The 23,038-nt window shown below is 59.8% G+C and carries 22 protein-coding genes; 10 read left to right on the top strand and 12 right to left on the bottom strand.

Features of this window, described 5'->3' with window-relative positions; translation table 11 throughout:
* Window positions 1-48 precede the first annotated feature (48 nt).
* The gene (locus NL64_RS08565; protein WP_034147757.1) at window positions 49-1,446 is read left to right on the top strand and encodes a NorM family multidrug efflux MATE transporter; all 1,398 of its coding nucleotides are present in this window, start codon (window positions 49-51) and stop codon (window positions 1,444-1,446) included.
* A gap of 136 nt (window positions 1,447-1,582) precedes the next feature.
* Here the strand turns inward: NL64_RS08565 and NL64_RS08570 are convergent, their stop codons facing one another.
* The gene (locus NL64_RS08570; protein WP_034147699.1) at window positions 1,583-3,256 is read right to left on the bottom strand and encodes a putative bifunctional diguanylate cyclase/phosphodiesterase; all 1,674 of its coding nucleotides are present in this window, start codon (window positions 3,254-3,256) and stop codon (window positions 1,583-1,585) included.
* 263 nt (window positions 3,257-3,519) lie between these two features.
* Between NL64_RS08570 and rep the strand changes: the two genes are divergently transcribed.
* Both rep and NL64_RS08580 read left to right on the top strand, forming a co-directional pair.
* Complete coding sequence (gene rep / locus NL64_RS08575) at window positions 3,520-5,529, top strand: DNA helicase Rep (RefSeq protein ID WP_034147700.1); 2,010 nt, start codon at window positions 3,520-3,522, stop codon at window positions 5,527-5,529.
* A gap of 85 nt (window positions 5,530-5,614) precedes the next feature.
* A complete protein-coding gene (locus tag NL64_RS08580) occupies window positions 5,615-6,187 on the top strand; it encodes a xanthine phosphoribosyltransferase (RefSeq protein ID WP_034147701.1) in 573 nt (190 codons plus the stop codon).
* A gap of 120 nt (window positions 6,188-6,307) precedes the next feature.
* Here NL64_RS08580 and NL64_RS08585 read toward each other — a convergent pair whose 3' ends face one another.
* From NL64_RS08585 to dadA, 6 genes are all read right to left on the bottom strand, one after another.
* A complete protein-coding gene (locus tag NL64_RS08585; RefSeq protein WP_034147702.1) occupies window positions 6,308-8,230 on the bottom strand; it encodes an acetyl-CoA hydrolase/transferase C-terminal domain-containing protein in 1,923 nt (640 codons plus the stop codon).
* 237 nt (window positions 8,231-8,467) lie between these two features.
* Window positions 8,468-8,881, bottom strand: a complete 414-nt coding sequence (locus NL64_RS08590) for a c-type cytochrome (RefSeq protein WP_034147703.1) — start codon at window positions 8,879-8,881, stop codon at window positions 8,468-8,470.
* A gap of 182 nt (window positions 8,882-9,063) precedes the next feature.
* Window positions 9,064-9,612 carry a cupin domain-containing protein gene (locus NL64_RS08595; RefSeq protein ID WP_007947433.1) on the bottom strand — a complete coding sequence of 183 codons (549 nt, stop codon included), beginning with the start codon at window positions 9,610-9,612 and terminating at the stop codon, window positions 9,064-9,066.
* Between the two features lie 128 nt (window positions 9,613-9,740).
* On the bottom strand, window positions 9,741-10,814 hold the full coding sequence (gene alr / locus NL64_RS08600) for an alanine racemase (protein ID WP_034147704.1): 1,074 nt from the start codon (window positions 10,812-10,814) through the stop codon (window positions 9,741-9,743).
* Between the two features lie 96 nt (window positions 10,815-10,910).
* On the bottom strand, window positions 10,911-11,264 hold the full coding sequence (locus tag NL64_RS08605) for a RidA family protein (RefSeq protein WP_034147705.1): 354 nt from the start codon (window positions 11,262-11,264) through the stop codon (window positions 10,911-10,913).
* A complete protein-coding gene (gene dadA, locus NL64_RS08610; RefSeq protein ID WP_034147758.1) occupies window positions 11,236-12,540 on the bottom strand; it encodes a D-amino acid dehydrogenase in 1,305 nt (434 codons plus the stop codon). The genes NL64_RS08605 and dadA overlap by 29 nt, the downstream gene beginning before the upstream one ends.
* Window positions 12,541-12,697: 157 nt before the next feature.
* Here dadA and NL64_RS08615 point away from each other — a divergent pair, with 157 nt between their 5' ends.
* Complete coding sequence (locus NL64_RS08615; RefSeq protein WP_003177284.1) at window positions 12,698-13,186, top strand: Lrp/AsnC ligand binding domain-containing protein; 489 nt, start codon at window positions 12,698-12,700, stop codon at window positions 13,184-13,186.
* Window positions 13,187-13,265: 79 nt separating this feature from the next.
* Here the strand turns inward: NL64_RS08615 and NL64_RS08620 are convergent, their stop codons facing one another.
* The gene (locus tag NL64_RS08620; protein ID WP_007894729.1) at window positions 13,266-13,619 is read right to left on the bottom strand and encodes a YkgJ family cysteine cluster protein; all 354 of its coding nucleotides are present in this window, start codon (window positions 13,617-13,619) and stop codon (window positions 13,266-13,268) included.
* A 146-nt stretch (window positions 13,620-13,765) separates the two neighbouring features.
* Here NL64_RS08620 and NL64_RS08625 point away from each other — a divergent pair, with 146 nt between their 5' ends.
* Window positions 13,766-15,079, top strand: coding sequence for an NAD(P)/FAD-dependent oxidoreductase (locus tag NL64_RS08625; RefSeq protein WP_034147706.1), 1,314 nt, complete (start codon window positions 13,766-13,768; stop codon window positions 15,077-15,079).
* A 114-nt stretch (window positions 15,080-15,193) separates the two neighbouring features.
* On the opposite strand, the gene NL64_RS08630 is transcribed toward NL64_RS08625, so the two are convergent.
* Window positions 15,194-15,439 (bottom strand): DUF1127 domain-containing protein, encoded by a 246-nt coding sequence (locus NL64_RS08630; protein ID WP_034147707.1) that lies wholly within the window; start codon window positions 15,437-15,439, stop codon window positions 15,194-15,196.
* A gap of 179 nt (window positions 15,440-15,618) precedes the next feature.
* Here NL64_RS08630 and NL64_RS08635 point away from each other — a divergent pair, with 179 nt between their 5' ends.
* Entirely contained in the window at window positions 15,619-17,052 is a 1,434-nt protein-coding gene (locus NL64_RS08635) for a PLP-dependent aminotransferase family protein (RefSeq protein WP_034147708.1), read from the top strand.
* A gap of 60 nt (window positions 17,053-17,112) precedes the next feature.
* On the top strand, window positions 17,113-18,681 hold the full coding sequence (locus NL64_RS08640; protein WP_034147709.1) for a phospholipase D family protein: 1,569 nt from the start codon (window positions 17,113-17,115) through the stop codon (window positions 18,679-18,681).
* A 65-nt stretch (window positions 18,682-18,746) separates the two neighbouring features.
* On the opposite strand, the gene NL64_RS08645 is transcribed toward NL64_RS08640, so the two are convergent.
* Both NL64_RS08645 and NL64_RS08650 read right to left on the bottom strand, forming a co-directional pair.
* Window positions 18,747-19,889: an MFS transporter gene (locus NL64_RS08645; protein ID WP_034147710.1), complete on the bottom strand. Its 1,143-nt coding sequence runs from the start codon at window positions 19,887-19,889 to the stop codon at window positions 18,747-18,749.
* A 182-nt stretch (window positions 19,890-20,071) separates the two neighbouring features.
* Window positions 20,072-21,565, bottom strand: a complete 1,494-nt coding sequence (locus tag NL64_RS08650) for an aldehyde dehydrogenase (protein ID WP_034147711.1) — start codon at window positions 21,563-21,565, stop codon at window positions 20,072-20,074.
* 235 nt (window positions 21,566-21,800) lie between these two features.
* Here NL64_RS08650 and NL64_RS08655 point away from each other — a divergent pair, with 235 nt between their 5' ends.
* From NL64_RS08655 to NL64_RS08665, 3 genes are all read left to right on the top strand, one after another.
* The gene (locus tag NL64_RS08655) at window positions 21,801-22,163 is read left to right on the top strand and encodes a cupin domain-containing protein (RefSeq protein WP_034147712.1); all 363 of its coding nucleotides are present in this window, start codon (window positions 21,801-21,803) and stop codon (window positions 22,161-22,163) included.
* 104 nt (window positions 22,164-22,267) lie between these two features.
* Complete coding sequence (locus tag NL64_RS08660; protein WP_034147713.1) at window positions 22,268-22,489, top strand: hypothetical protein; 222 nt, start codon at window positions 22,268-22,270, stop codon at window positions 22,487-22,489.
* Window positions 22,490-22,528: 39 nt separating this feature from the next.
* On the top strand, window positions 22,529-22,795 hold the full coding sequence (locus NL64_RS08665; RefSeq protein WP_034147714.1) for a hypothetical protein: 267 nt from the start codon (window positions 22,529-22,531) through the stop codon (window positions 22,793-22,795).
* Window positions 22,796-22,878: 83 nt separating this feature from the next.
* Here the strand turns inward: NL64_RS08665 and rpmG are convergent, their stop codons facing one another.
* On the bottom strand, window positions 22,879-23,034 hold the full coding sequence (gene rpmG, locus NL64_RS08670) for a 50S ribosomal protein L33 (protein WP_007894709.1): 156 nt from the start codon (window positions 23,032-23,034) through the stop codon (window positions 22,879-22,881).
* Between the last annotated feature and the right edge of the window lie 4 nt (window positions 23,035-23,038).

Below are 23,038 nucleotides of genomic sequence, written 5' to 3' on the forward strand. Positions count from 1 at the left end.
CGAGAATCGACGCTTTCCTGTTCTCTCTGACCATCGAGCGTGATGACCATGCAGCATCCAGCGCGTATTGAACTCTGGGCCATCCTGCGGCTGGCGGGGCCGTTGATTGCCTCGCAGTTGGCGCACATGCTGATGGTCCTCACCGACACTTTGATGATGGCGCGCTTGAGTCCCGAGGCACTGGCCGGCGGCGGTCTCGGCGCTGCGACCTATTCCTTCGTATCGATTTTCTGCATCGGCGTGATTGCGGCGGTCGGCACATTGGTGGCGATCCGTCAGGGCGCGGGCGACATTGTCGGCGCGACCCGGTTGACCCAGGCCGGATTGTGGCTGGCGTGGTTGATGGCGTTGGTCGCCGGTTTGCTGTTGTGGAATCTGAAACCGGTGTTGCTGTTGTTCGGCCAGACCGAAAGCAACGTGCAGTCGGCCGGACAGTTTCTGATTTTCCTGCCGTTCGCCTTGCCCGGCTACCTCAGCTTCATGGCCTTGCGCGGCTTCACCAGCGCCATTGGCCGCGCGACGCCGGTGATGGTCATCAGCCTGGGCGGTACGGTGGCCAACTTCCTGCTCAACTATGCATTGATCACCGGCATGTTCGGCCTGCCGAAACTGGGCTTGATGGGCATCGGCCTGGTCACGGCGATCGTGGCCAATCTCATGGCACTGGCGCTGGCGTGGCACATTCGCCGGCATCAAGCTTATGACGCTTATCCGCTGCGTCAGGGACTATCGCGGCTGAACCGGCAATACCTGAAAGAGCTGTGGCGCCTGGGCCTGCCGATTGGCGGCACCTATGCGGTGGAAGTCGGGCTGTTTGCCTTCGCGGCGCTGTGCATGGGCACCATGGGCAGCACGCAATTGGCGGCACATCAGATCGCCCTGCAAATTGTTTCCGTGGCGTTCATGGTCCCGGCGGGGATTTCCTACGCGATCACCATGCGCATCGGCCAGCACTACGGCGCCGGGCAACTGCTGGACGCGCGACTGGCCGGACGGGTCGGCATCGCCTTCGGTGCGGCGGCGATGCTGTGCTTTGCCATGGTGTTCTGGCTGCTGCCGAATCAGTTGATCGGCCTGTTTCTCGACCACAACGACCCGGCGTTCCGTGACGTCATCAACCTGGCGGTAAGCCTGCTGGCAGTGGCGGCGTGGTTTGAACTGTTCGACGGCACGCAAACCATCGCCATGGGCTGCATCCGCGGGCTCAAGGATGCCAAGACCACGTTCCTCGTTGGACTGGGTTGTTACTGGCTGATTGGCGCACCGGCCGCGTGGTGGATGGCGTTCCATTTGAATTGGGGGCCGACGGGCGTGTGGTGGGGGTTGGCGTTGGGCCTGGCGTGTGCGGCGGTGAGTCTGACGTTGGCGTTTGAGTGGAAGATGAAGCGGATGATTCGGCGCGAGCCGGCGGCAGAGAATGGTTTCCAGATGGCCCAGCCTGACTGAAATCCGCCTTGCTTTTGTGGCGAGGGAGCTTGCTCCCGCTCGGCTGCGGAGCAGTCGCAAAGCTTTTGGGGTCGCTGCGCGACCCAGCGGGAGCAAGCTCCCTCGCCACAAAACCGCGTTCTTACAGGTTTTACGGTTAAACCACGATTTCCAACGGCGCCTGCTGACTGCTGCCGAACGTCAAGTACTCCACCAACTCCGCCAACGGCAACGGCTTGCTGATCAGGTAACCCTGCACCTGATCGCAATCAAACCCACGCAACAAGTCCAGCTGCTCCGGCGTTTCTACCCCTTCAGCAACCACTTCCAGATTAAGGTTGTGCGCCAGGTTGATCATGGCGTGGACCAGTTTGCGGTTCTCTTCCCGTTGTTCCATGCCGCCGACAAAGCTCTTGTCGATCTTCAGCAAGGTGATCGGCAGGCTGTTGAGGTGCACGAACGATGAAAACCCGGTGCCGAAGTCATCGAGGGAGAAGCGCACGCCGAGGCGCCCCAGAGCGTCCATGGTCTGCTTGACCAGATCACTGCGGCGCATGACCGCGGTTTCAGTCAATTCGAATTCCAGCCACTGCGCCTCGACACCGCGCTCTGCAATCAGTCGGCTCAGGGTCGAGAGCAACTGGCTGTCCTGAAACTGGCGGAACGACAGGTTGATCGCCATGTGCAACGGTGGCAGACCGCGTTCGCGTAACGCCTGCATGTCGCGCAACGCTCGGGAAATCACCCAGTAGCCGAGTGGCACGATCAAACCGCTTTGCTCGGCCAGCGGCACGAATTCGCTTGGCGGCAGCAAGCCGCGCTCACTGTGACGCCAGCGCACCAAAGCTTCGAGACCGACGATTTGCCCGTCCTCAAGGTTCAGGCGTGGCTGGTAATGCAGCTCCAGCTCATCGCGGCGTAACGCCCGGCGCAACTCGGTTTCGAGGTCGGCGATGCTGCGGGCATTGCGGTTGATGCGTTCGTTGAAGATGTGAAAGGTGCAACCCTGGGTGCTCTTGGCTTGTTGCATGGCGATGTGTGCGTGCCACATCAACGGATCGGCACCGGCCTGGGCACGGGCGTGGGCAATGCCGAGGCTGGAGCCGATCAACAGGCTTTCACCGTCGACCCAATAGGGTTCGGCCAGCGCTTCGGTAATGCGTTCGGCCATCCATTCGGCGCGCTGTGGAGCGCGGCGGGTGTCGATCAGCAAGGCGAATTCATCGCTGCCCAGTCGTGCCAGTTGATCGCCGGCCTCAAGCTGGCTTTTGAGCCGCGCAACCACTTGCAGGATCAAACGATCACCGGCCTGGTGGCCGAGAGCATCGTTGGCGTGACGGAAGTTGTCGAGATCGAGGTGGCCCAGTGCCAGGCCGCGCCCCTCGTTTTCCGCCAGTCGCGCTGTCAGCAAGGTCTGAAAACCCTGGCGGTTGGCGATGCCGGTCAGCGGGTCTTGTTCGGCCAGGCGTTGCAGAGTGGTTTCCAGCACGCCACGTTCACGCACATGCCGCAGGCACCGGCGCAGCATGCCCGGGTCGAGATGGTCGCGGACCAGCCAGTCGCTCACACCGTCAGGCGCAAACTGTGGTTCATGTTCGAGCAACAACACCGTTGGCAGACTGCAACGGCCGGGTGCCGGCTGAAGTGCCGGGATCGTCAACAACACCGCACTGCGGTTGTCTTCAAACAGGCTGCTGACCGACTCCCAACTCGGCGCGCTGATGAGCACGGCCGAGCTCCCCATCGGAGCCAGACACTCGCGCAACAACGCTGCCCACGCTGGCTCTTCGGCCAGTAGCAGCAAACGCAAGGGTTCGACAGGCGTAGACAAGCTAGCTCCCTAGACTCTGCAAAGATGTAGGCGACCGGCATTATGCCGTGCCGATAACTAATGACAATGACATCAGTTATCAAACGAGACCTTTGTATCCGGAATTACGAACATTAGCCGCAATTTCCTTGCGCATCCTGCGTGAAAGTATCAAAACCGGCAAATATAGATAGCGTTGTGCGTCACAAGTCGGACAGAGCAGCACAATTCGCTGAGCCTGTTAAAATGCCGGCCCATTTCGTGACTGACTCCTGAATTTACGTATGTCCCGACTCAATCCCCGGCAGCAAGAAGCCGTGAACTACGTCGGCGGCCCTCTATTGGTGCTCGCCGGTGCTGGCTCCGGCAAGACCAGCGTGATCACGCGCAAAATTGCGCACCTGATCCAGAACTGCGGCATCCGCGCCCAGTACATCGTCGCCATGACCTTCACCAACAAGGCTGCGCGGGAGATGAAGGAGCGGGTCGGCACCCTGCTGCGCGCCGGCGAAGGCCGTGGCCTGACGGTCTGCACGTTCCACAACCTGGGCCTTAACATCATCCGCAAGGAACACGTGCGGCTGGGCTACAAACCCGGTTTCTCGATCTTCGACGAGACCGACGTGAAAGCCTTGATGACCGACATCATGCAGAAGGAATACTCGGGCGACGACGGCGTCGACGAGATCAAGAACATGATCGGCGCCTGGAAAAACGACCTGATCCTGCCGGCCCAGGCCCTGGAAAACGCGCGCAACCCCAAGGAACAGACCGCTGCCATCGTCTACACCCACTATCAGCGCACGCTCAAGGCGTTTAACGCGGTGGACTTTGACGACCTGATCCTGCTGCCGGTGAAGCTGTTCGAAGAACACGCTGACATTCTGGAAAAATGGCAGAACAAGGTGCGCTACCTGCTGGTGGACGAATACCAGGACACCAACGCCAGCCAATACCTGCTGGTAAAGATGCTGATCGGCAAGCGTAACCAGTTCACCGTGGTGGGCGACGACGACCAGTCGATTTACGCCTGGCGCGGCGCGCGGCCGGAAAACTTGATGTTGCTCAAGGAAGACTATCCGTCCTTGAAAGTGGTGATGCTGGAGCAGAACTACCGCTCCACCAGCCGCATCCTGCGTTGCGCCAACGTGCTGATCTCGAACAACCCCCACGAATTCGAAAAGCAGCTGTGGAGTGAAATGGGCCACGGCGACGAGATCCGGGTGATCCGCTGCCGCAACGAAGACGCCGAAGCCGAGCGCGTGGCCGTGGAAATCCTCAGCCTGCACTTGCGCACCGACCGCCCTTACAGCGATTTCGCGATCCTGTATCGCGGCAACTACCAGGCCAAGCTGATCGAGCTGAAATTGCAGCACCATCAGGTGCCGTATCGCTTGTCCGGCGGCAACAGCTTCTTCGGGCGCCAGGAAGTGAAGGATCTAATGGCCTACTTCCGCCTGATCGTGAACCCGGACGACGACAACGCCTTCCTGCGGGTGATCAACGTCCCTCGCCGGGAAATCGGTTCGACGACGCTGGAGAAACTGGGCAACTACGCCACCGAGCGAAAAATCTCGATGTACGCCGCCACCGACGAGATCGGCCTGGGCGAGCATCTGGACAGCCGCTTCACCGATCGCCTGTCACGCTTCAAGCGCTTCATGGACAGGGTGCGCGAGCAATGCGCCGGCGAAGACCCGATCTCGGCCCTGCGCAGCATGGTCATGGACATCGACTACGAGAATTGGCTGCGCACCAACAGCTCCAGCGACAAGGCGGCCGACTACCGAATGGGCAACGTCTGGTTCCTGATCGAGGCGTTGAAAAACACCCTGGAGAAAGACGAAGAAGGCGAGATGACCGTCGAAGACGCCATCGGCAAACTCGTCCTGCGCGACATGCTGGAGCGCCAGCAAGAAGAGGAAGACGGCGCCGAAGGCGTGCAGATGATGACCTTGCACGCCTCCAAGGGCCTGGAATTCCCCTACGTGTTCATCATGGGCATGGAAGAGGAAATCCTCCCGCACCGCTCCAGTATCGAAGCCGACACCATCGAAGAAGAGCGCCGCCTGGCCTACGTGGGCATTACCCGCGCGCGCCAGACCCTGGCTTTCACCTTCGCCGCCAAGCGCAAGCAGTACGGCGAAATCATCGACTGCGCGCCGAGCCGCTTCCTCGATGAACTGCCGCCGGACGACCTGGCCTGGGAAGGCAACGACGACACCCCGACCGAAGTCAAAGCCGTTCGCGGCAATAGCGCATTGGCGGATATACGCGCGATGTTAAAGCGTTAGAATTGAGCACTTTTTAATCAAAGCATTTTCAAACAAACAACTTTTGACAAGCTAGGCGTATTTCGCGCCAGTAGAGGAAAGCTTCATGGAAGCACTGCACCAGAAAATCCGCGAACAAGGCATCGTGCTTTCCGACCAGGTCCTGAAGGTCGACGCCTTTCTGAACCACCAGATCGACCCGGCCCTGATGAAGCTGATCGGTGACGAATTCGCCGCGCTGTTCAAGGACTCGGGCATCACCAAGATCGTCACCATCGAAGCCTCGGGCATCGCCCCGGCGATCATGACCGGTCTGAACCTCGGCGTTCCGGTGATCTTCGCCCGCAAGCAACAGTCCCTGACCCTGACTGAAAACCTGCTGTCGGCGACCGTTTACTCGTTCACCAAGAAGACCGAAAGCACCGTGGCGATCTCCCCACGCCACCTGACCAGCAGCGACCGCGTGCTGATCATTGATGACTTTTTGGCCAACGGTAAGGCGTCCCAGGCGCTGATTTCGATCATCAAGCAGGCCGGCGCGACCGTGGCCGGTTTGGGGATCGTGATCGAGAAGTCGTTCCAGGGTGGTCGTGCGGAACTGGATTCGCAGGGGTATCGCGTTGAATCGCTGGCGCGTGTGCAGTCGCTGAAGGATGGCGTTGTAACCTTCATCGAATAACGCTGTGATCCCTGTAGGAGCTGGCTTGCCAGCGATGACGGTGTAACTGCCAACATACATGTTGAATGTTATGGCCTCATCGCTGGCAAGCCAGCTCCTACAGGGGATCATCGTTCCTGGTTATTGCGCAGTGGCCTTGAGGCCGGTGAGCAGCAAACGCTGATACAGATCTTCTTTCAGCCCTTGAGGGCTCGTCAGCCGCACGCGCTCCAGATGCTCAGGAAAGGCCGAAGGTTCCGGCGCATCCAGCGCAGCCTTCCCCAGTTCCAGCACTTCACTCAGCTTGAACTTGCTCTTGAGCCAGTTCAGCGCCCGTAACACATCCCGCTCCACTTCAGTGAAATCACAGCCTAACGGATACTCTGCAAACAACTGCGCATGCCGTGCCTGAATCGCCTGCAAACGCTCAGGATGGTTATCGGTGAAACGCGGATCGAGGCGGAATTCCTTCGGTAACTTGCCAACCTTCTGTGCTTGCTCAATCAGCCCCGCCTGGAAGCGCGAATCACTGATATTCAGCAACGCCTCGATCACCGCCGCATCGGTCTTGCCGCGCAAATCGGCGATGCCGTATTCGGTGACCACGATGTCCCGCAGGTGTCGCGGGATCGTGCAGTGCCCGTACTCCCAGACGATGTTGGAACTGACCTCTCCGCCCGATTCCCGCCAACTGCGCAGCAGCAACACTGACCGCGCACCTTGCAGCGCATGACCCTGGGCAACGAAGTTGTATTGCCCGCCCACACCGCTAAGCACGCGCCCGTCTTCCAGCTGATCGGCCACGCCAGCGCCGAGCAACGTCATGGTGAACGCGGTATTGATGAACCGCGCATCAATCCGCTGCAAGCGTTTCAGCTCTTCCTGCCCGTAAAGCTCGTTGATGTAGCTGATGCGAGTCATGTTGAATTCGAGCCGCTTGCTTTGCGGCAACTCGCGCAAGCGTTCGTAGAAGCTGCGCGGCCCGAGGAAAAAGCCGCCATGCACCGAAATGCCGTCGGTTTGCGCGGCTTCGTCGAGGATGCCGGCATTGGCCTGCTGTTGAGTCGGTACATCCGGGTAGACCTTGCGCCGCACGATCCCGGCATCGGCCAGTACCAGCAAGCCGTTGACGAACATTTCGCTGCAACCGTACAGGCCTTTGGCGAACGGTTCGATGCCGCCTTCGCGCTCGATCAGTTGCGCCCATTGGCTGAGATCCACGTCAGCCAGCAAGGCCTTGTAAGCGTCACTGTCGGCCTGACGCGCCAACAACGCAGCAGTCAACGCATCGCCCATGGCACCGATGCCGATCTGCAAGGTGCCGCCATCGCGCACCAGCGTACTGGCGTGCAAACCGATGAAGTGATCCTGGAAACCCACCGGCATGTTAGGCGTGGAAAACAGCGTGGCGCTGTCCTTCTCGTCGATCAGCAGGTCGAAGGTGTCGATCCCGACTTCGGCATCACCAGGCATGTAGGGCAAATCGTCATGCACCTGGCCGAGCATCAGGATCGTCTCCCCGGCAGCCCGACGCTTGGCGATCATCGGCAACAGGTCGAGGGTGATGTCCGGGTTGCAGCTCAGGCTCAAGCGGTCTGGATGCTCGGGATGACTGGCCACCAATTGCGCCACCAGGTTCAACCCGGCGGCATTGATGTCCCGAGCGGCGTGGCTGTAGTTGCTGCTGACGTAGTCCTGCTGAGCCGATGCGCTGTCAAGCAGGCTGCCCGGCAGCATGAAAAACTGCTGGATGTGAATGTTGGCTGGCAGGTTGTCACGCTGCAGGCCGGCGAGGAAATCCAGCTCCGGATAATCACCAAAAACCCGTTCTACAAAGGGCTCGAGAAAGCGCTTTTGCAGCCCGTCACCCAACGCAGGACGGCCGAGGCAAAGGGCGGTGTAGATCGTCAGCTGACGGTCGGGCAATTGCGCGATGCGTTGATACAACGCGTTGACGAAGTGGTTGGGTTTGCCCAAGCCCAGGGGCAGGCCCATGTGAATATGCGCCGGCAATCGCGCCAACACATCATCAACCGCTTGCTCGATAGAACACAACTGCACCATCCGAACCTCCCTTCCATTCCATGACGTGGGGTTGGACCGAGCTTGCCGGGTCTTTGCTGCATTGAACAGCCTCTGAAGATCACCCTGACCTGTAGGCGCTGCCGAAGGCTGCGATCTTTTGATCTTGTTTTTATCAATCAAGATCAAAAGATCGCAGCCTGCGGCAGCTCCTACAGGGAACCACCAGGCACAAAAAAGCCGCTCGAAAGCGGCTTTTTCGCGAAAGAGACGGGCGTGTTACAGGCCGGACATCTCTTTGATGGCGCCCTTCAGCTCGTCATCGGAGCAGTCAGCGCAGGTGCCTTTAGGCGGCATCGCGTTGATACCGGTAATGGCTTTGGCCAGGATGCCGTCGAGACCGCCCTGGTGATCGGCACGTTCTTTCCAGGCGGCCTTGTCGCCGATTTTCGGCGCGCCGAGCAGGCCCGTACCATGGCAAGCGTTGCAATGTTTTGCAATAACGTCTTTAGGTGCTTTGGCACCGCCACCGCCGCCAGTAGCAGCGGCGACTTCCATGCCCTTGCACTCTTGACCCGTCACACAGACCTGGCCAACTGGCTCCAGGCGCTTGGCAATTTCGTCGTTCGTCGCAGCTTGAGCGCTGACAGCCCACAGGGCCAATACGGTTGCTGGTACGGCCAGCATTTTCATAATTAGGTTCACGCGTTCACCCTCAATGGTGGCTAGTCACGCCTACGGCCACGGTTCGCAGGCGGGCGCAAGTATAGCGGTTAGCCCGCGACACTGAAACAACCCCAAAGTCGAAGGGGTCTTGTTGCGCAACGGTAAAACAGCTCGGGTTCCTCGGCCATGCTGGCAGGGCGCCTCTTTTGTTAAAAGTTTGCCGGTGTTGCTGCGCTGATTAGTCGCGCCGGCGCATCGAACGGATTACGGAAACGATGCGGCTTGGTACTTTCAAAGTAGTAGCTATCGCCGGCTTCGAGCACAAATGTTTCAAGCCCGACCACCAGTTCCAGCCGCCCTTCCACCAAAATGCCGGTTTCCTCGCCCTCATGGGTGAGCATCTCGTCACCGGTGTCGGCGCCTGGCGGATAGATTTCATTGAGGAATGCGATAGCCCGGCTCGGGTGTGCCCGGCCGACCAGTTTCATGGTCACTGCGCCATCGGAAATATCGATCAGTTCGTTAGCCTTGTAGACGATCTGAGTCGGTTTTTCCTGCAGGATTTCTTCGGAAAAGAACTCGACCATGGACATGGGAATCCCGCCCAACACCTTCCTCAGCGAACTGATCGAGGGGCTGACGCTATTTTTCTCGATCATCGAAATCGTGCTGTTGGTGACGCCCGCCCGTTTGGCGAGTTCACGCTGGGAAAGACCTTTGAGCTTGCGGATCGATTGCAGTCGTTCACCGACGTCCAATGCAGGAGCCTCCAGGGATTCAGGTTGTTGGAATATTGAGCGTTATCATGGCGACAGCGTTCAGTATTTACAACACTTTGACCTGAATCCCGCTTGGCGAGGCGACTTCGGGCGCGGGTGGTTTGGCGTCAGCTCCCGGAATAGAGCATTGGCACCCGGCGCAGGTTGCAGAAGATCTGGTAAGGAATTGTGCCGGCGGCGATGGCCACGTCGCTGGCGAGGATGTTTTTACCCCACAACTCGACGGTCGAACCGAGGCCGGCTTGCGGCACATCGGTCAGGTCGATGCAAAGCATGTCCATCGACACTCGGCCGATCAACTGGCTGCGCTGTCCGGCGACCATTACTGGCGTGCCGGTCGGTGCCAGACGCGGGTAACCATCGGCGTACCCCATGGCCACCACGCCAACACGCATCGGCTTCGGGGTGATGAATTTCGCGCCGTAGCCGATCGGCTCGCCGGCCGGCAGCTCGCGCACACTGATCACTTTTGATTCTAGGGTCATCACCGGTTGCAGGCGCGAGGCCACGGCGTTGGCCTCTTCGAAAGGCGTGGCGCCATAGAGCATGATGCCCGGACGTACCCAATCGCTCGGCACCTGTGGCCAACCGAGCACCGCCGGCGAGTTGCGCAAGCTGACCTCGGCGGACAAACCTTGACGCGCCGCTTCGAACACCGCGACCTGTTCGGCACTGGCTTGACTGTGCAGTTCATCGGCGCGGGCGAAGTGGCTCATCAGCACGATTTTCGCCACGTTGCCGCTGGCCAGCAGCCGTTGATAACCCGCCTGATAATCCTTCGGATGCAGACCGACCCGGTGCATGCCCGAGTCGAGCTTGAGCCAGACCACAATCGGTTTGCTCAATGCAGCTTTCTCGATCGCTTCGAGTTGCCACAGCGAATGCACCACGCACCAGAAATCATGCTCGACGATCAGCGACAGCTCATCGGCTTCGAAAAAGCCTTCCAGCAGCAATACCGGCGCACGAATGCCCGCCGCTCGCAGCTCCAGGGCCTCTTCAATGCAAGCGACGGCAAACCCGTCCGCCTCGGCTTCCAGCGCCTGGGCGCAACGCACCGCACCATGGCCATAGGCATCAGCCTTGATCACCGCGAGGGCTTTGGCCCCCGTGACTTCACGGGCAATCCGGTAGTTGTGACGCAGGGCTTGAAGGTCGATCAGGGCACGGGCAGGACGCATGGCGGCAGACTTCTGGTCGTCGATGGGAAGAAAAACCGGCGCTGGTTGTCGGCGTGAACCGCCAGCAGCACCGGAAGAGGGATCTTGCAGAATTGCTTATGGAAGAGCGGCTACAACCGACAGCTCGACCAGGATTTGCGGTTCGCACAACTTCGCTTCAACGGTGGCACGGGCCGGTGCGACGCCTTTTGGCAACCACTGGTCCCACACAGCGTTCATACCTTCGAAGTGCGCATCGATGTCTTTCAGGTAAATCGTCACCGACAGCAGACGGCTTTTGTCGGTCCCGGCCAGGTCGAGCAAGCGCTCGATGTTGGCGAGGGTTTCACGGGTCTGCTGTTCAATCCCGGCGTTCATGTCGTCGCCAACCTGTCCGGCCAGATACACCGTGCCGTTATGGATGACGATCTGACTCATGCGCTCATTGGTGAGCTGGCGCTGGACTGACATGTTTTTCAGACTCCTGGGATTTGCTGCCATAACGGGAAATATCGAGGCCTTCGGCGCTGATCTGCGGCTTTCTCTTGGCCATCAGGTCAGCCAGCAAACGGCCGGAACCGCAGGCCATGGTCCAGCCGAGTGTGCCGTGACCGGTGTTCAGGAACAGGTTCTTGAATGGCGTGGCCCCCACAATCGGGGTGCCGTCCGGCGTGGTCGGACGCAGGCCGGTCCAGAAGCTGGCCTCAGCCAGATTGCCGCCCTGAGGATAAAGGTCGTTGACGATCATCTCCAGGGTTTCGCGCCGACGCGGGTTCAGCGACAGGTCAAAACCGGCGATCTCGGCCATGCCGCCAACGCGGATGCGGTTGTCGAAACGGGTGATTGCGACTTTGTAAGTCTCGTCGAGAATGGTCGAAGTCGGGGCCATTGCCGGGTTGGTGATCGGCACAGTCAGGGAGTAACCCTTGAGCGGATACACCGGCGCCTTGATCCCCAGCGGCTTGAGCAGTTGCGGCGAATAGCTGCCGAGCGCCAGCACGTAGCGATCGGCGGTTTCGAGCTTGCCGTCGATCCATACGCCGTTGATGCGATCACCGGCGAAGTCGAGGCGCTGGATGTCCTGGCCAAAACGGAATTGCACCCCGAGGTTCGCGGCCATTTCTGCAAGCTTGGTGGTGAACATCTGGCAGTCGCCAGTCTGGTCGTTCGGCAGTCGCAAGGCACCGGCGAGGATGTCGGTGACGCTGGCGAGTGCCGGCTCAACGCGGGCAATGCCTTCGCGGTCGAGCAGTTCGAACGGTACGCCGGACTCTTTCAGCACCGCGATGTCTTTCGCGGCGCCATCGAGCTGAGCCTGGGTGCGGAACAGCTGTGTAGTACCGAGGCTGCGGCCTTCGTAGGCAATACCGGTTTCGGCGCGCAGTTCGTCGAGGCAGTCACGGCTGTACTCGGACAAACGGACCATGCGCTCCTTGTTCACCGCATAACGGCTGGCGGTGCAGTTGCGCAGCATCTGCGCCATCCACAGGTATTGGTTGATGTCGCCGGTGGCTTTGATCGCAAGCGGTGCGTGACGCTCCAGCAGCCACTTGATGGCCTTGAGCGGCACGCCCGGCGCGGCCCACGGCGAGGCATAACCCGGCGACACCTGGCCGGCGTTGGCGAAACTGGTCTCCATAGCGGCAGCCGGCTGCCGGTCCACCACCACTACTTCAAACCCGGCACGCGCCAGATAATAAGCACTGGTGGTACCGATGACGCCGCTACCCAAGACCATAACGCGCATTTTCATATCCCTCATCGCGGCTAACCGCTGACGTTTGTTGTTCAGAGCTTCAGATGTGCGCAGTGTAAAAAAGATTAGCCAGTGATTTTCACTATATAAGCGCCTATATTTGGCGACAATTCTCGGCAAAAACCCTTTTCACGGAGGCGCATCCCCTATGCGTACCAACACTCAAACCAAACGGGAACTGGACAAGATCGACCGCAACATCCTGCGGATCCTGCAAGCGGACGGACGAATTTCCTTCACTGAACTGGGGGAAAAGGTCGGGCTCTCGACCACGCCTTGCACTGAGCGGGTCCGGCGCCTGGAGCGTGAAGGGATCATCATGGGCTACAACGCACGGCTCAATCCGCAGCACCTCAAGGGCAGTCTTCTGGTGTTCGTCGAGATCAGCCTCGACTACAAATCCGGCGACACTTTCGAAGAGTTCCGACGTGCGGTGCTAAAGCTGCCCCACGTGCTCGAGTGCCATTTGGTGTCAGGGGATTTCGACTATCTGGTGAAGGCGCGGATTTCCGAGATGGCCTCGTACCGCAAATTGCTGGGCGACATCCTGCTCAAGCTGCCGCATGTGCGGGAATCCAAGAGCTATATCGTGATGGAAGAGGTGAAAGAGAGCTTAAGCCTGCCGATTCCAGATTGAAGATCAAAAGATCGCAGCCTTCGGCAGCTCCTACAGGGAAACGCGATCCCATGTAGGAGCTGCCGAAGGCTGCGATCTTTTAAACCAGCACCTGCCGGGTGCTGGCCATGTATTCGTGAATCTGCTTCTCAACCCGCGGATGAATCAACTCAACCGGACGCCTGCCATTAGGGCACGGTAGGGTTTTGGTCGTGCCGAATAGCCGGCAAATCAGCGGCCGCTCGTCATACACCGTGCAGCCGTTTGGCCCGAGATGCACACAGTTGAGCTCATCCATGGCCGCATCCTGCTCGGCGCGGGTCTTGCGCGGCAGGCGCGACATTTCTTCCGGCGAGGTGGTCACCGGGCCACAGCAGTCATGGCAGCCGGGCACGCACTCGAACGAGGGAATCTGCTGGCGCAGTGTGCGAATTTTCTGACTGTTGCAACTCATCGAAACGGTGACCGATAGCGGATAGAGCGCGATTCTGACGCAAAAGCCCGGATCCAGACAGCAGCAACCGACCAATGTTGCCCGCCCGGGAACGTCCGGCTTATGCTCCGTCAAATTTTCTAAACACACGAACCAGGATCACGCACATGACCGTCCGTGCCCAACAGCCTGCCCCGAACCATCAGCACACCGCCTCTTACTACGCGGCCAGCAGCCTGCCGCAGCCGGAATACCCTGCGCTGCAAGGCGAAGTGATGGCCGACGTGTGCGTGGTCGGCGGCGGGTTTTCGGGACTGAACACGGCGCTGGAACTGGCGGAACGTGGTTTGAGTGTGGTGCTGCTCGAAGCCCACAAGATCGGTTGGGGCGCCAGCGGCCGCAATGGCGGGCAGTTGATTCGCGGCGTAGGCCACGGCCTTGATCAGTTTGCCAACGTCATCGGTGTGGACGGCGTGCGTCAGATGAAACTCATGGGCCTGGAAGCGGTGGAAATCGTCCGACAGCGAGTCGAGCGTTTTCAGATCCCCTGCGACCTGACCTGGGGCTATTGCGACCTGGCCAACAAGCCCCGCGATCTGCAAGGTTTCGCCGAAGACGCCGAAGAACTACGCAGCCTCGGCTACCGCTACGAAACCCGATTGTTGCAACCCGATGAAATGCGCAGCGTGGTCGGCTCCGACCGCTACGTCGGTGGCCTGATCGACATGGGCTCCGGGCATCTGCACCCGCTGAACCTGGCGCTGGGCGAAGCCGCCGCCGCGCAACAACTGGGCGTGAAGCTGTACGAGCAGTCTGCCGTCACACGCATCGATTACGGTCCCGAGGTCAAGGTGCATACCGCCCAAGGCTCGGTCCGTGCCAAGACGCTGGTGCTGGGCTGCAACGCCTACCTCAATGAGCTCAACCCCGAACTCAGCGGCAAAGTGTTGCCCGCCGGCAGTTACATCATCGCCACAGTGCCTTTGAGCGAAGAGCTGGCCCACGCCCTACTGCCGCAGAACATGGCGGTTTGCGATCAACGGGTGGCGCTGGATTACTACCGGCTCTCGGCAGATCGGCGTCTGCTGTTCGGCGGCGCATGCCACTATTCGGGGCGCGATCCGAAAGACATCGCCGCCTACATGCGACCGAAGATGCTGGATGTCTTCCCGCAGCTGGATAGTGTGAAGATCGATTATCAGTGGGGCGGCATGATCGGCATCGGCGCTAATCGCTTGCCGCAGATCGGCCGGCTCAAGGACCAACCAAATGTGTATTACGCCCAGGCCTATTCCGGACACGGGGTGAATGCCACGCATCTGGCCGGCAAGCTGCTGGCCGAAGCAATCAGCGGACAACACAGTGGTGGCTTCGATCTGTTCGCCCAGGTGCCACACATCACCTTCCCCGGCGGCAAGCATTTGCGCTCGCCGTTGTTGGCATTGGGGATGTTGTGGCATCGACTTAAAGAGCTGATCTGATCATAAATCCCTGTAGGAGCTGCCGAAGGCTGCGATCTTTTGACTTTGATTTTTAAAAAACAAAATCAAAAGATCGCAGCCTGCGGCAGCTCCTACAGGGGAAAGTGTTTCGTCTTACAGATGCCAGAAAGGCTTGAGCCCCTCCTCCCGCGCCTGTTCACGCGTCAGTCCGATGTCCTTGAGCTGGTCCGGTGTCAGCTCCAGCAACGCCTTGCGTGTGTGCAGACGACGCCAGAACAGATCCCAGCGATTCAGGCCGGACGATGCAGGGCGCATGTCCGCAGCGCGTGCGCCGTTTTGTTGCCCTGCCGCCAGTTCCTGACTGTGTAACGTCAACCGCACATCGCTCAAGCCGTTCATTTTGATCGCTCCTGTTTACTTGGGTAGCCAGAGATTCCATGATGCGCGGGCAAGAAAAAGCATTACAGATTCAACGCGACTGTATTATTTCCATACAGATTTGCCGTTCGAGGCTCTGAATTGTCATTTTTTGTCACATCTGTACTGGTCAACCCAATCACCCGCGCCGAGGCAGTGCCATGACCCTTTATGTGAACCTTGCCGAATTACTCGGCACACGTATCGAACAGGGCTTCTATCGCCCGGGTGATAGGCTACCGTCGGTGCGGGCGCTGAGCGTCGAACACGGCGTCAGTCTGAGCACGGTGCAGCAGGCCTACCGCATGCTTGAAGACAACGGACTGGCCATGCCAAAACCCAAGTCCGGCTATTTCGTACCGGTCAGTCGCGACCTGCCGGATTTGCCGGCCATCAGCCGCCCGGCCCAGCGTCCGGTGGAGATTTCGCAATGGGAGCAGGTGCTTGAGCTCATTCGCGCCGTGCCGCGCAAGGATGTGGTGCAACTGGGCCGCGGCATGCCGGACATCACCACCCCGACCCTCAAACCGCTGCTGCGCGGTCTGGCGCAATTGAGCCGACGGCAAGACATGCCCGGCCTGTATTACGACAACATCCACGGCAACCTCGGACTGCGCGAACAAATCGCCCGCCTCATGCTCGATTCCGGCTGCCAACTGAGCCCCGGCGATCTGGTGGTGACGACCGGCTGCCATGAAGCGCTGTCCACCAGCATCCGTTCAATCTGCGAGCCGGGAGACATCGTCGCGGTGGACTCGCCAAGCTTTCACGGCGCCATGCAGACGCTCAAGGGCCTGGGCATGAAAGCCCTGGAAATCCCCACCGACCCACTCACCGGGATCAGTCTGGATGCATTGGAAATGGCTTTGGAACAGTGGCCAATCAAGGCCATACAGTTGACGCCGAACTGCAACAACCCGCTGGGCTACATCATGCCGGAGTCGCGCAAACGCGCGTTGTTGACGCTCGCACAGCGCTTCGACGTGGCGATCATTGAGGACGATGTGTATGGCGAACTGTCCTACAGCTATCCACGCCCGCGCACGATCAAGTCCTTCGACGAAGACGGCCGCGTCCTGCTCTGCAGTTCATTTTCCAAGACCCTGGCCCCCGGCCTGCGCATCGGCTGGGTCGCACCGGGCCGCTATCTTGAACGCGTGCTGCACATGAAATACATCAGCACCGGCTCTACTGCGCCGCAACCGCAGATTGCCATCGCGGAATTCCTCAAGGGCGGCCACTTCGAACCCCATTTGCGGCGGATGCGCACCCAATACCAGCGTAATCGCGACTTGATGATCGATTGGGTCAGCCGCTACTTCCCGGCGGGCACCCGCGCCAGCCGCCCGCAAGGCAGCTTCATGTTGTGGGTTGAACTGCCGGAAAGTTTCGACACCCTGAAACTGAATCGTGCCCTGCACGACCAGGGCGTACAGATTGCCGTCGGCAGCATCTTTTCCCCCTCGGGCAAATACCGCAATTGCCTGCGCATGAACTACGCTGCCAAACCGACAGCACAGATCGAAGACGCTGTGCGCAAGGTCGGTGCCGAAGCCATCAGACTGTTGGCGGAAAACGATCAACTTAGTGACTGACCTTTCTCGGGATCCCAGCGTCCATATGCCAACGCCTGCCGCCAATCGGAACGATCCTACGTGAGAGTCAGACAGCCCCTGCTTGCTCTTGTGATACTTGCCTCGCTCCTGAGTGGATGCGCCAATTTCGATTTGCAGCGCGGATCGAGCCAGGCCTTGCCAGCGAGTGATTCGGCGTTCGGCCGCTCGGTACAAGCCCAGGCTGCACCGCACCAGGGGCAATCCGGTTTTCGCCTGCTGTCCGACAGCACCGAAGCGTTCACCGCACGCGCCGAGCTGATCCGCAACGCCCAAAGCAGCCTCGACTTGCAGTACTACATCGTGCATGACGGCGTCAGCACGCGGATGCTGGTGCAGGAGCTGCTCAAGGCCGCCGACCGTGGCGTACGCGTACGCATTTTGCTCGATGACACCACCAGCGACGGCCTGGACCAAACCATCGCCACCCTGGCGGCGCATCCGCAGATCCAGATTCGCGTGTTCAACCCCTTGAACCTGGGCCGTAGCACTGGCGTGACGCGCACCCTGGGGCGCTTATTCAACTTGTCGCAGCAACATCGGCGCATGCACAACAAGCTGTGGCTGGCCGACAGCAGCATGGCCATCGTCGGTGGGCGCAATCTGGGGGATGAGTATTTCGATGCCAAGCCCAACCTCAATTTCACCGACATCGACATGCTCGGCGTCGGCCCGGTCGCCGAGCAGTTGGGCCACAGTTTCGATCAGTATTGGAACAGCGCCCTGAGCAAGCCGATCGATGAATTCGTATCCAGCAAACCGACGGCCGAGGATCTGCAAAACACCCGAACCCGGCTGGAACAATCCCTGGAAGAATCCCGCAAACAGAACCACGCGCTCTATCAGCAGCTGATGACTTTCGCCACGCAACCGCGCCTGGATATCTGGCGCAGTGAGCTGATCTGGGCCTGGAGCCAGGCGCTGTGGGACGCGCCGAGCAAGGTGTTGGCCGACGGTGAGCCTGACCCACAGTTGCTGCTGACGACTCAGTTGGCGCCCGCACTCAATGGCGTCAACAAAGAGCTGGTGTTGATCTCGGCCTATTTCATTCCCGGCCCGCCGGGGCTGGTGTACCTGACCGGGCGCGCTGACGCCGGTGTGTCTGTCCGGTTGCTGACCAATGCCCTGGAAGCCACAGACGTACCAGCGGTGCATGGTGGCTATGCACCGTATCGCAAGGCGCTGCTGGAGCACGGCGTGCAACTCTTCGAGCTGCGCCGTCAGCCCGGCGACAGCAGCGGTAGCGGACCTCGGCTGTTTTCCAGCAAGTCGTATGGGGATTCCGATTCCAGCCTGCACAGCAAGGCCATCGTTTTCGACCAACAGAAATCCTTCATCGGCTCATTCAACTTCGACCCGCGCTCAGTGCTGTGGAACACCGAAGTCGGGGTGCTGGTCGACAGCCCGGAACTCGCCGCCCGCGTCCGCGAACTGGCGCTGCAGGGCATGGCGCCGCCCCTGAGTTATCAGGTGAAACTGGAAAATGAACAGATCGTCTGGGTCACCGAGGACGACGGCAAGATGCACACCCTGACCAAGGAGCCGGGCAGTTGGTGGCGGCGCTTCAATGCGTGGCTGAGCAATACCGTCGGATTGGAGCGGATGCTTTAAAAGATCGCAGCCTACGATCCCTGTAGGAGCTGCCGAAGGCTGCGATCTTTTGATCTTTGGACGGCCTATGCCGGCTGAACGCTGCCAAACGCCCCCTGCCGCGAAACAACGATCAGCACCCCCAACGCCCCCGCCGCCATCAACCACGGCAACGCATGCCCGCTCACCCACTGACTCCCGGCACCGGCAAGCAACGGCCCGACGAGACACCCAATCCCCCACAATTGCGCGATATGCGCATTGGCCCGGACCAGCGCGTCATCGCGATACCGCTCGCCGATCAGAATCAGCGACAAGGTAAACAATCCGCCAGCACTGGCGCCGAACAATACCCACAACGGCCAGATCAGCAGCGTGTCGATCAAAATCGGAATCGCCAGGCTCGACACCAGCAGCACCACCGCACAACCGGTGAACAACGATCGCCGCGACAGGCGATCCGCCAGCGCACCGATCGGCAATTGCAGCACTGCATCTCCGACCACCACCGTACTGACCATGGCCAGGGCGATTTCCGTGGTGAAGCCCTGGCGCAGGCAGTACACCGGCAGCAATGTCAGGATCATCGCTTCAAACGCAGCAAACAGCGACACCGCCCAGGCAATCGCAGGCAGGCCACGGCAGAACTCGAGCAGATCCCTGAAGGTCACGCTGCTGGCCTCGCTGCTCGGCGCACCGCTGCGGCCCAGCAACAGGAACGGCGCAGCCATCAGCAAGCCGACGCCGACCCAAAAGCCGTAATCGTGCTCGGTGCCAATGAAACCCAGCAACACCGGCCCGGCCAGTTGACTCAGGGCATAGCTGCTGCCGTACAGCGCCACCAGGCGTCCGCGCCATTCCTCGACCACCAGTTGATTGATCCAGCTTTCACCAATGATGAAGACGAGGGTCAGGATCACCCCGATCATCAAGCGCAGCACCAGCCAGATCGGATAACTCGGCAACAGCGCCAGCAATCCGATGGACACCGCCCCGGCCCACAGGCACAGGCGCATCAGATTGGCCGTGCCGAGACGCGCCGCCAGATGACTGGAAATCTTCGCCCCCAGCAGCACGCCAATGGCCGGCATCGCCGCCATCACACCGATGGCAAACGAGCCGTAGCCCCAACTCTCCAGGCGAAACGACACCAGCGGCATGCTGACGCCCAGGGCCAGGCCAACACTCAAGACAGACGCCAACACGGCGAAATACGTCGCCCAACGCATGTTCCACGCTCCTGTGGATTGTTATTTTTTCAGGACACTCAAAACAATGTGGGAGCAAGCTTGCTCGCGATAGCGGTGCAACATTCAACATTGAAGTCGACTGTTACACCGCTATCGCGAGCAAGCTCGCTCCCACAGGGATCGGTGTCGTTCGGGAGGCCTGCTACTCCTCCCTTACTGACTTACAACTTGATCCAGGTCGCCTTCAGCTCGGTGTATTTGTCGAACGCGTGCAGCGACTTGTCGCGACCGTTGCCGGATTGCTTGAAGCCACCGAACGGTGCGGTCATGTCGCCACCGTCATACTGGTTGACCCACACGCTACCGGCACGCAGGGCGCGGGCAGTGAGGTGAGCCTTGGAGATGTCGGCAGTCCACACCGCAGCGGCCAGGCCGTAAGGCGTGTCGTTGGCAATTGCGACGGCTTCTTCGGCGCTGTCGAAGGTGATAACCGACAGCACTGGCCCGAAGATTTCTTCCTGGGCAATTTTCATCGCGTTGCTCACACCGTCGAAAATCGTCGGCTCAACGTAAGTGCCACCGGTTTCCTGCAGGATGCGCTTGCCGCCCGCGACCAGTTTGGCGCCGTCGCTGTGACCCGACTCTATGTAGGACAGCACGGTGTTCATCTGCTGGGTATCCACCAGCGCGCCGACGTTGGTCGCCGGATCCAGCGGGTTGCCCGGCTTCCAGGTTTTCAGCGCCTCGATCACCAGCGGCAGGAATTTGTCCTTGATCGAACGCTCCACCAGCAGGCGCGAACCGGCGGTGCAGACTTCGCCCTGGTTGAAAGCGATGGCACCGGCAGCGGCTTCGGCAGCCTCTTGCAGGTTCGGTGCATCGGCGAACACGATGTTCGGGCTCTTGCCGCCGGCTTCAAGCCAGACGCGTTTCATGTTCGATTCGCCGGAGTAGATCAGCAGTTGCTTGGCGATCTTGGTCGAACCGGTGAACACCAGGGTGTCGACATCGTTATGCAGGGCCAGGGCCTTGCCAACGGTGTGACCGTAACCCGGCAGCACGTTCAACACGCCTTTCGGGATGCCGGCTTCAACGGCCAGGGCCGCGATGCGGATGGCGGTCAGTGGCGATTTTTCCGACGGCTTGAGGATCACCGAGTTACCGGTGGACAGCGCCGGGCCGAGTTTCCAGCACGCCATCATCAGCGGGAAGTTCCACGGCACGATGGCGCCAACCACACCTACCGGCTCGCGAGTGACCAGGCCCAGTTGATCGTGCGGGGTAGCGGCCACTTCGTCGTAGATCTTGTCGATGGCTTCGCCGCTCCAGCTCAGGGCTTGCGCCGCGCCGGGAACGTCGATGTACAGGGAATCGCTGATCGGCTTACCCATGTCCAGGGTTTCAAGCAGGGCCAGCTCTTCGGCGTGCTGTTTGAGCAGGCCGGCGAAACGGATCATGGTGGCTTTGCGCTTGGTCGGCGCCAGGCGCGACCAGACGCCGGAATTGAAGGTGGCGCGAGCGTTTTCAACAGCGCGCTGGGCGTCGGCGGCGTCACAGCTGGCGATCTTGCCCAGCAGACGGCCATCGACCGGGCTGATGCACTCGAAGGTCTCGGCGGAGACTGCGTCGGTGTATTCGCCATTGATGTAGGCGCGGCCTTCGACCTTCAGGTCCTTGGCGCGTTGTTCCCAGTCGGCACGGGTCAGGGTGGTCATGCGAGTGTCCTCCTCTTATTGAATACGACACCCGCGATCTTCGCGGGCGCTGTCAGGAATTCTGCCCGGCCAGCCTGCTTTTCGGCCCAAGGCATCCGCCACCCTAAACCAGCCGCCCCTCATGTTTCAATATATTTGACATAAGGCCGGCAAACGGCCTTGCGATGTTCAATTTAATAAACATAGACTTCGCTCAAATCAACCACTCGTACCGCAATGACGGGGGAATACAACAATGAGCATCCAGAACATCGTCGACTTCAGCCAGGCCACCACCGCCGCCGAGCGTTATCGACCAGACCCGGCCAAAGTCCTCAAGGGCGACCCCGAGCAAGTGGTGTACAACCACTTCAACAGCCCATGCGGCCAGTTGAATGCGGGCGTGTGGGAAGGCGCCATCGGCCAGTGGCTGGTGAACTTCACCGAGCATGAATACTGCGAAATCGTTCAGGGTGTTTCCGTACTGCGCGACAACGACGGCAACAGCAAAACCGTGCGCGCAGGTGATCGCTTCGTGATTCCGGCCGGTTTCCGCGGCACTTGGGAAGTGCTAGAGCCGTGCCGCAAGATTTACGTGGCATTCGAACAAAAGGCCTGACCACGATAAATAATTACCGCACTGCGTAGCCTGCGCTGGCAGATCATTGGCGGGCGCTTCGATCGAAGAAGCGCCTCGTCAAGAACTCATCGCAAGGAAGCAACATGGCTAACGCAACCACCTATACCGACGAACAGGTCCTCGAACTGATCAAATCTGTTGTCGGCTCGCCGTACTCCGAAGCACTGCGCCAACAGGTCGAAGACACGACCGGCCGCCCTACTCGCCCGTGGGGCAACTACGTCGCCACCTACGACTCACGCGCAGAACGCATTAACCTGAACGTCAACGAAAGCGACATCATCATTTCCGTCTACTTCGGTTGATTTGACACGTTTGCAATCCCTTCACAAGGAAGTGAAACCATGAAGACATTACTCGGCACTGGCCTACTGGCTGGTCTCATCTTTGCGTTGCCAGCGTACGCTGAAGAGCCGCCACCGCGATGTTATGCGCAGCGGGCAGACTTCCTCATCGGCCAGCGCCTGACACGGGAAGTCAGGGAGCAAGCTCGCGTGGAGGCGCGTGCGACCACGGTTACCGTCAACTCGCTCAGCCAGGAATATGAACCCGAGCGCCTCCGAATCACTACCGATTGGGATAACGTGATCACTCGAATGAACTGCGGTTGACGACCAGGCATACTCAATCATCTGGCAACAAAAAAGGCCCGTATCTCGCGATACGGGCCTTTTTCGTAAGAGGGAAAAATCAATTACTTGATTTTGCCTTCTTTGTAGATCACGTGCTTGCGAACAACCGGATCAAATTTCTTGATCTCGATTTTGTCCGGAGTAGTACGCTTGTTCTTGTCGGTAGTGTAGAAGTGACCAGTACCGGCGCTCGAAATCAAACGAATCAATTCACGCATGATT

Source organism: Pseudomonas fluorescens, from assembly GCF_000802965.1.
Lineage (GTDB): Bacteria > Pseudomonadota > Gammaproteobacteria > Pseudomonadales > Pseudomonadaceae > Aquipseudomonas > Aquipseudomonas fluorescens_A.

What these genes read in the sequence shown, in the direction of transcription:
- NL64_RS08585 (WP_034147702.1), bottom strand. Translation starts at nt 8,230, where the DNA reads ATGGTGCAGTTGTGTTCTATCGAGCAAGCGGTTGATGATGTGTTGGCG.
- NL64_RS08590 (WP_034147703.1), bottom strand. Translation starts at nt 8,881, where the DNA reads ATGAAAATGCTGGCCGTACCAGCAACCGTATTGGCCCTGTGGGCTGTC.
- NL64_RS08645 (WP_034147710.1), bottom strand. Translation starts at nt 19,889, where the DNA reads ATGCGTTGGGCGACGTATTTCGCCGTGTTGGCGTCTGTCTTGAGTGTT.
- NL64_RS08605 (WP_034147705.1), bottom strand. Translation starts at nt 11,264, where the DNA reads ATGTCAGTCCAGCGCCAGCTCACCAATGAGCGCATGAGTCAGATCGTC.
- NL64_RS08625 (WP_034147706.1), top strand. Translation starts at nt 13,766, where the DNA reads ATGACCGTCCGTGCCCAACAGCCTGCCCCGAACCATCAGCACACCGCC.
- NL64_RS08580 (WP_034147701.1), top strand. Translation starts at nt 5,615, where the DNA reads ATGGAAGCACTGCACCAGAAAATCCGCGAACAAGGCATCGTGCTTTCC.
- NL64_RS08565 (WP_034147757.1), top strand. Translation starts at nt 49, where the DNA reads ATGCAGCATCCAGCGCGTATTGAACTCTGGGCCATCCTGCGGCTGGCG.
- rpmG (WP_007894709.1), bottom strand. Translation starts at nt 23,034, where the DNA reads ATGCGTGAATTGATTCGTTTGATTTCGAGCGCCGGTACTGGTCACTTC.
- NL64_RS08615 (WP_003177284.1), top strand. Translation starts at nt 12,698, where the DNA reads ATGCGTACCAACACTCAAACCAAACGGGAACTGGACAAGATCGACCGC.
- NL64_RS08660 (WP_034147713.1), top strand. Translation starts at nt 22,268, where the DNA reads ATGGCTAACGCAACCACCTATACCGACGAACAGGTCCTCGAACTGATC.
- dadA (WP_034147758.1), bottom strand. Translation starts at nt 12,540, where the DNA reads ATGCGCGTTATGGTCTTGGGTAGCGGCGTCATCGGTACCACCAGTGCT.
- NL64_RS08655 (WP_034147712.1), top strand. Translation starts at nt 21,801, where the DNA reads ATGAGCATCCAGAACATCGTCGACTTCAGCCAGGCCACCACCGCCGCC.
- NL64_RS08650 (WP_034147711.1), bottom strand. Translation starts at nt 21,565, where the DNA reads ATGACCACCCTGACCCGTGCCGACTGGGAACAACGCGCCAAGGACCTG.
- NL64_RS08665 (WP_034147714.1), top strand. Translation starts at nt 22,529, where the DNA reads ATGAAGACATTACTCGGCACTGGCCTACTGGCTGGTCTCATCTTTGCG.
- NL64_RS08620 (WP_007894729.1), bottom strand. Translation starts at nt 13,619, where the DNA reads ATGAGTTGCAACAGTCAGAAAATTCGCACACTGCGCCAGCAGATTCCC.
- NL64_RS08630 (WP_034147707.1), bottom strand. Translation starts at nt 15,439, where the DNA reads ATGAACGGCTTGAGCGATGTGCGGTTGACGTTACACAGTCAGGAACTG.
- NL64_RS08635 (WP_034147708.1), top strand. Translation starts at nt 15,619, where the DNA reads ATGACCCTTTATGTGAACCTTGCCGAATTACTCGGCACACGTATCGAA.
- rep (WP_034147700.1), top strand. Translation starts at nt 3,520, where the DNA reads ATGTCCCGACTCAATCCCCGGCAGCAAGAAGCCGTGAACTACGTCGGC.
- alr (WP_034147704.1), bottom strand. Translation starts at nt 10,814, where the DNA reads ATGCGTCCTGCCCGTGCCCTGATCGACCTTCAAGCCCTGCGTCACAAC.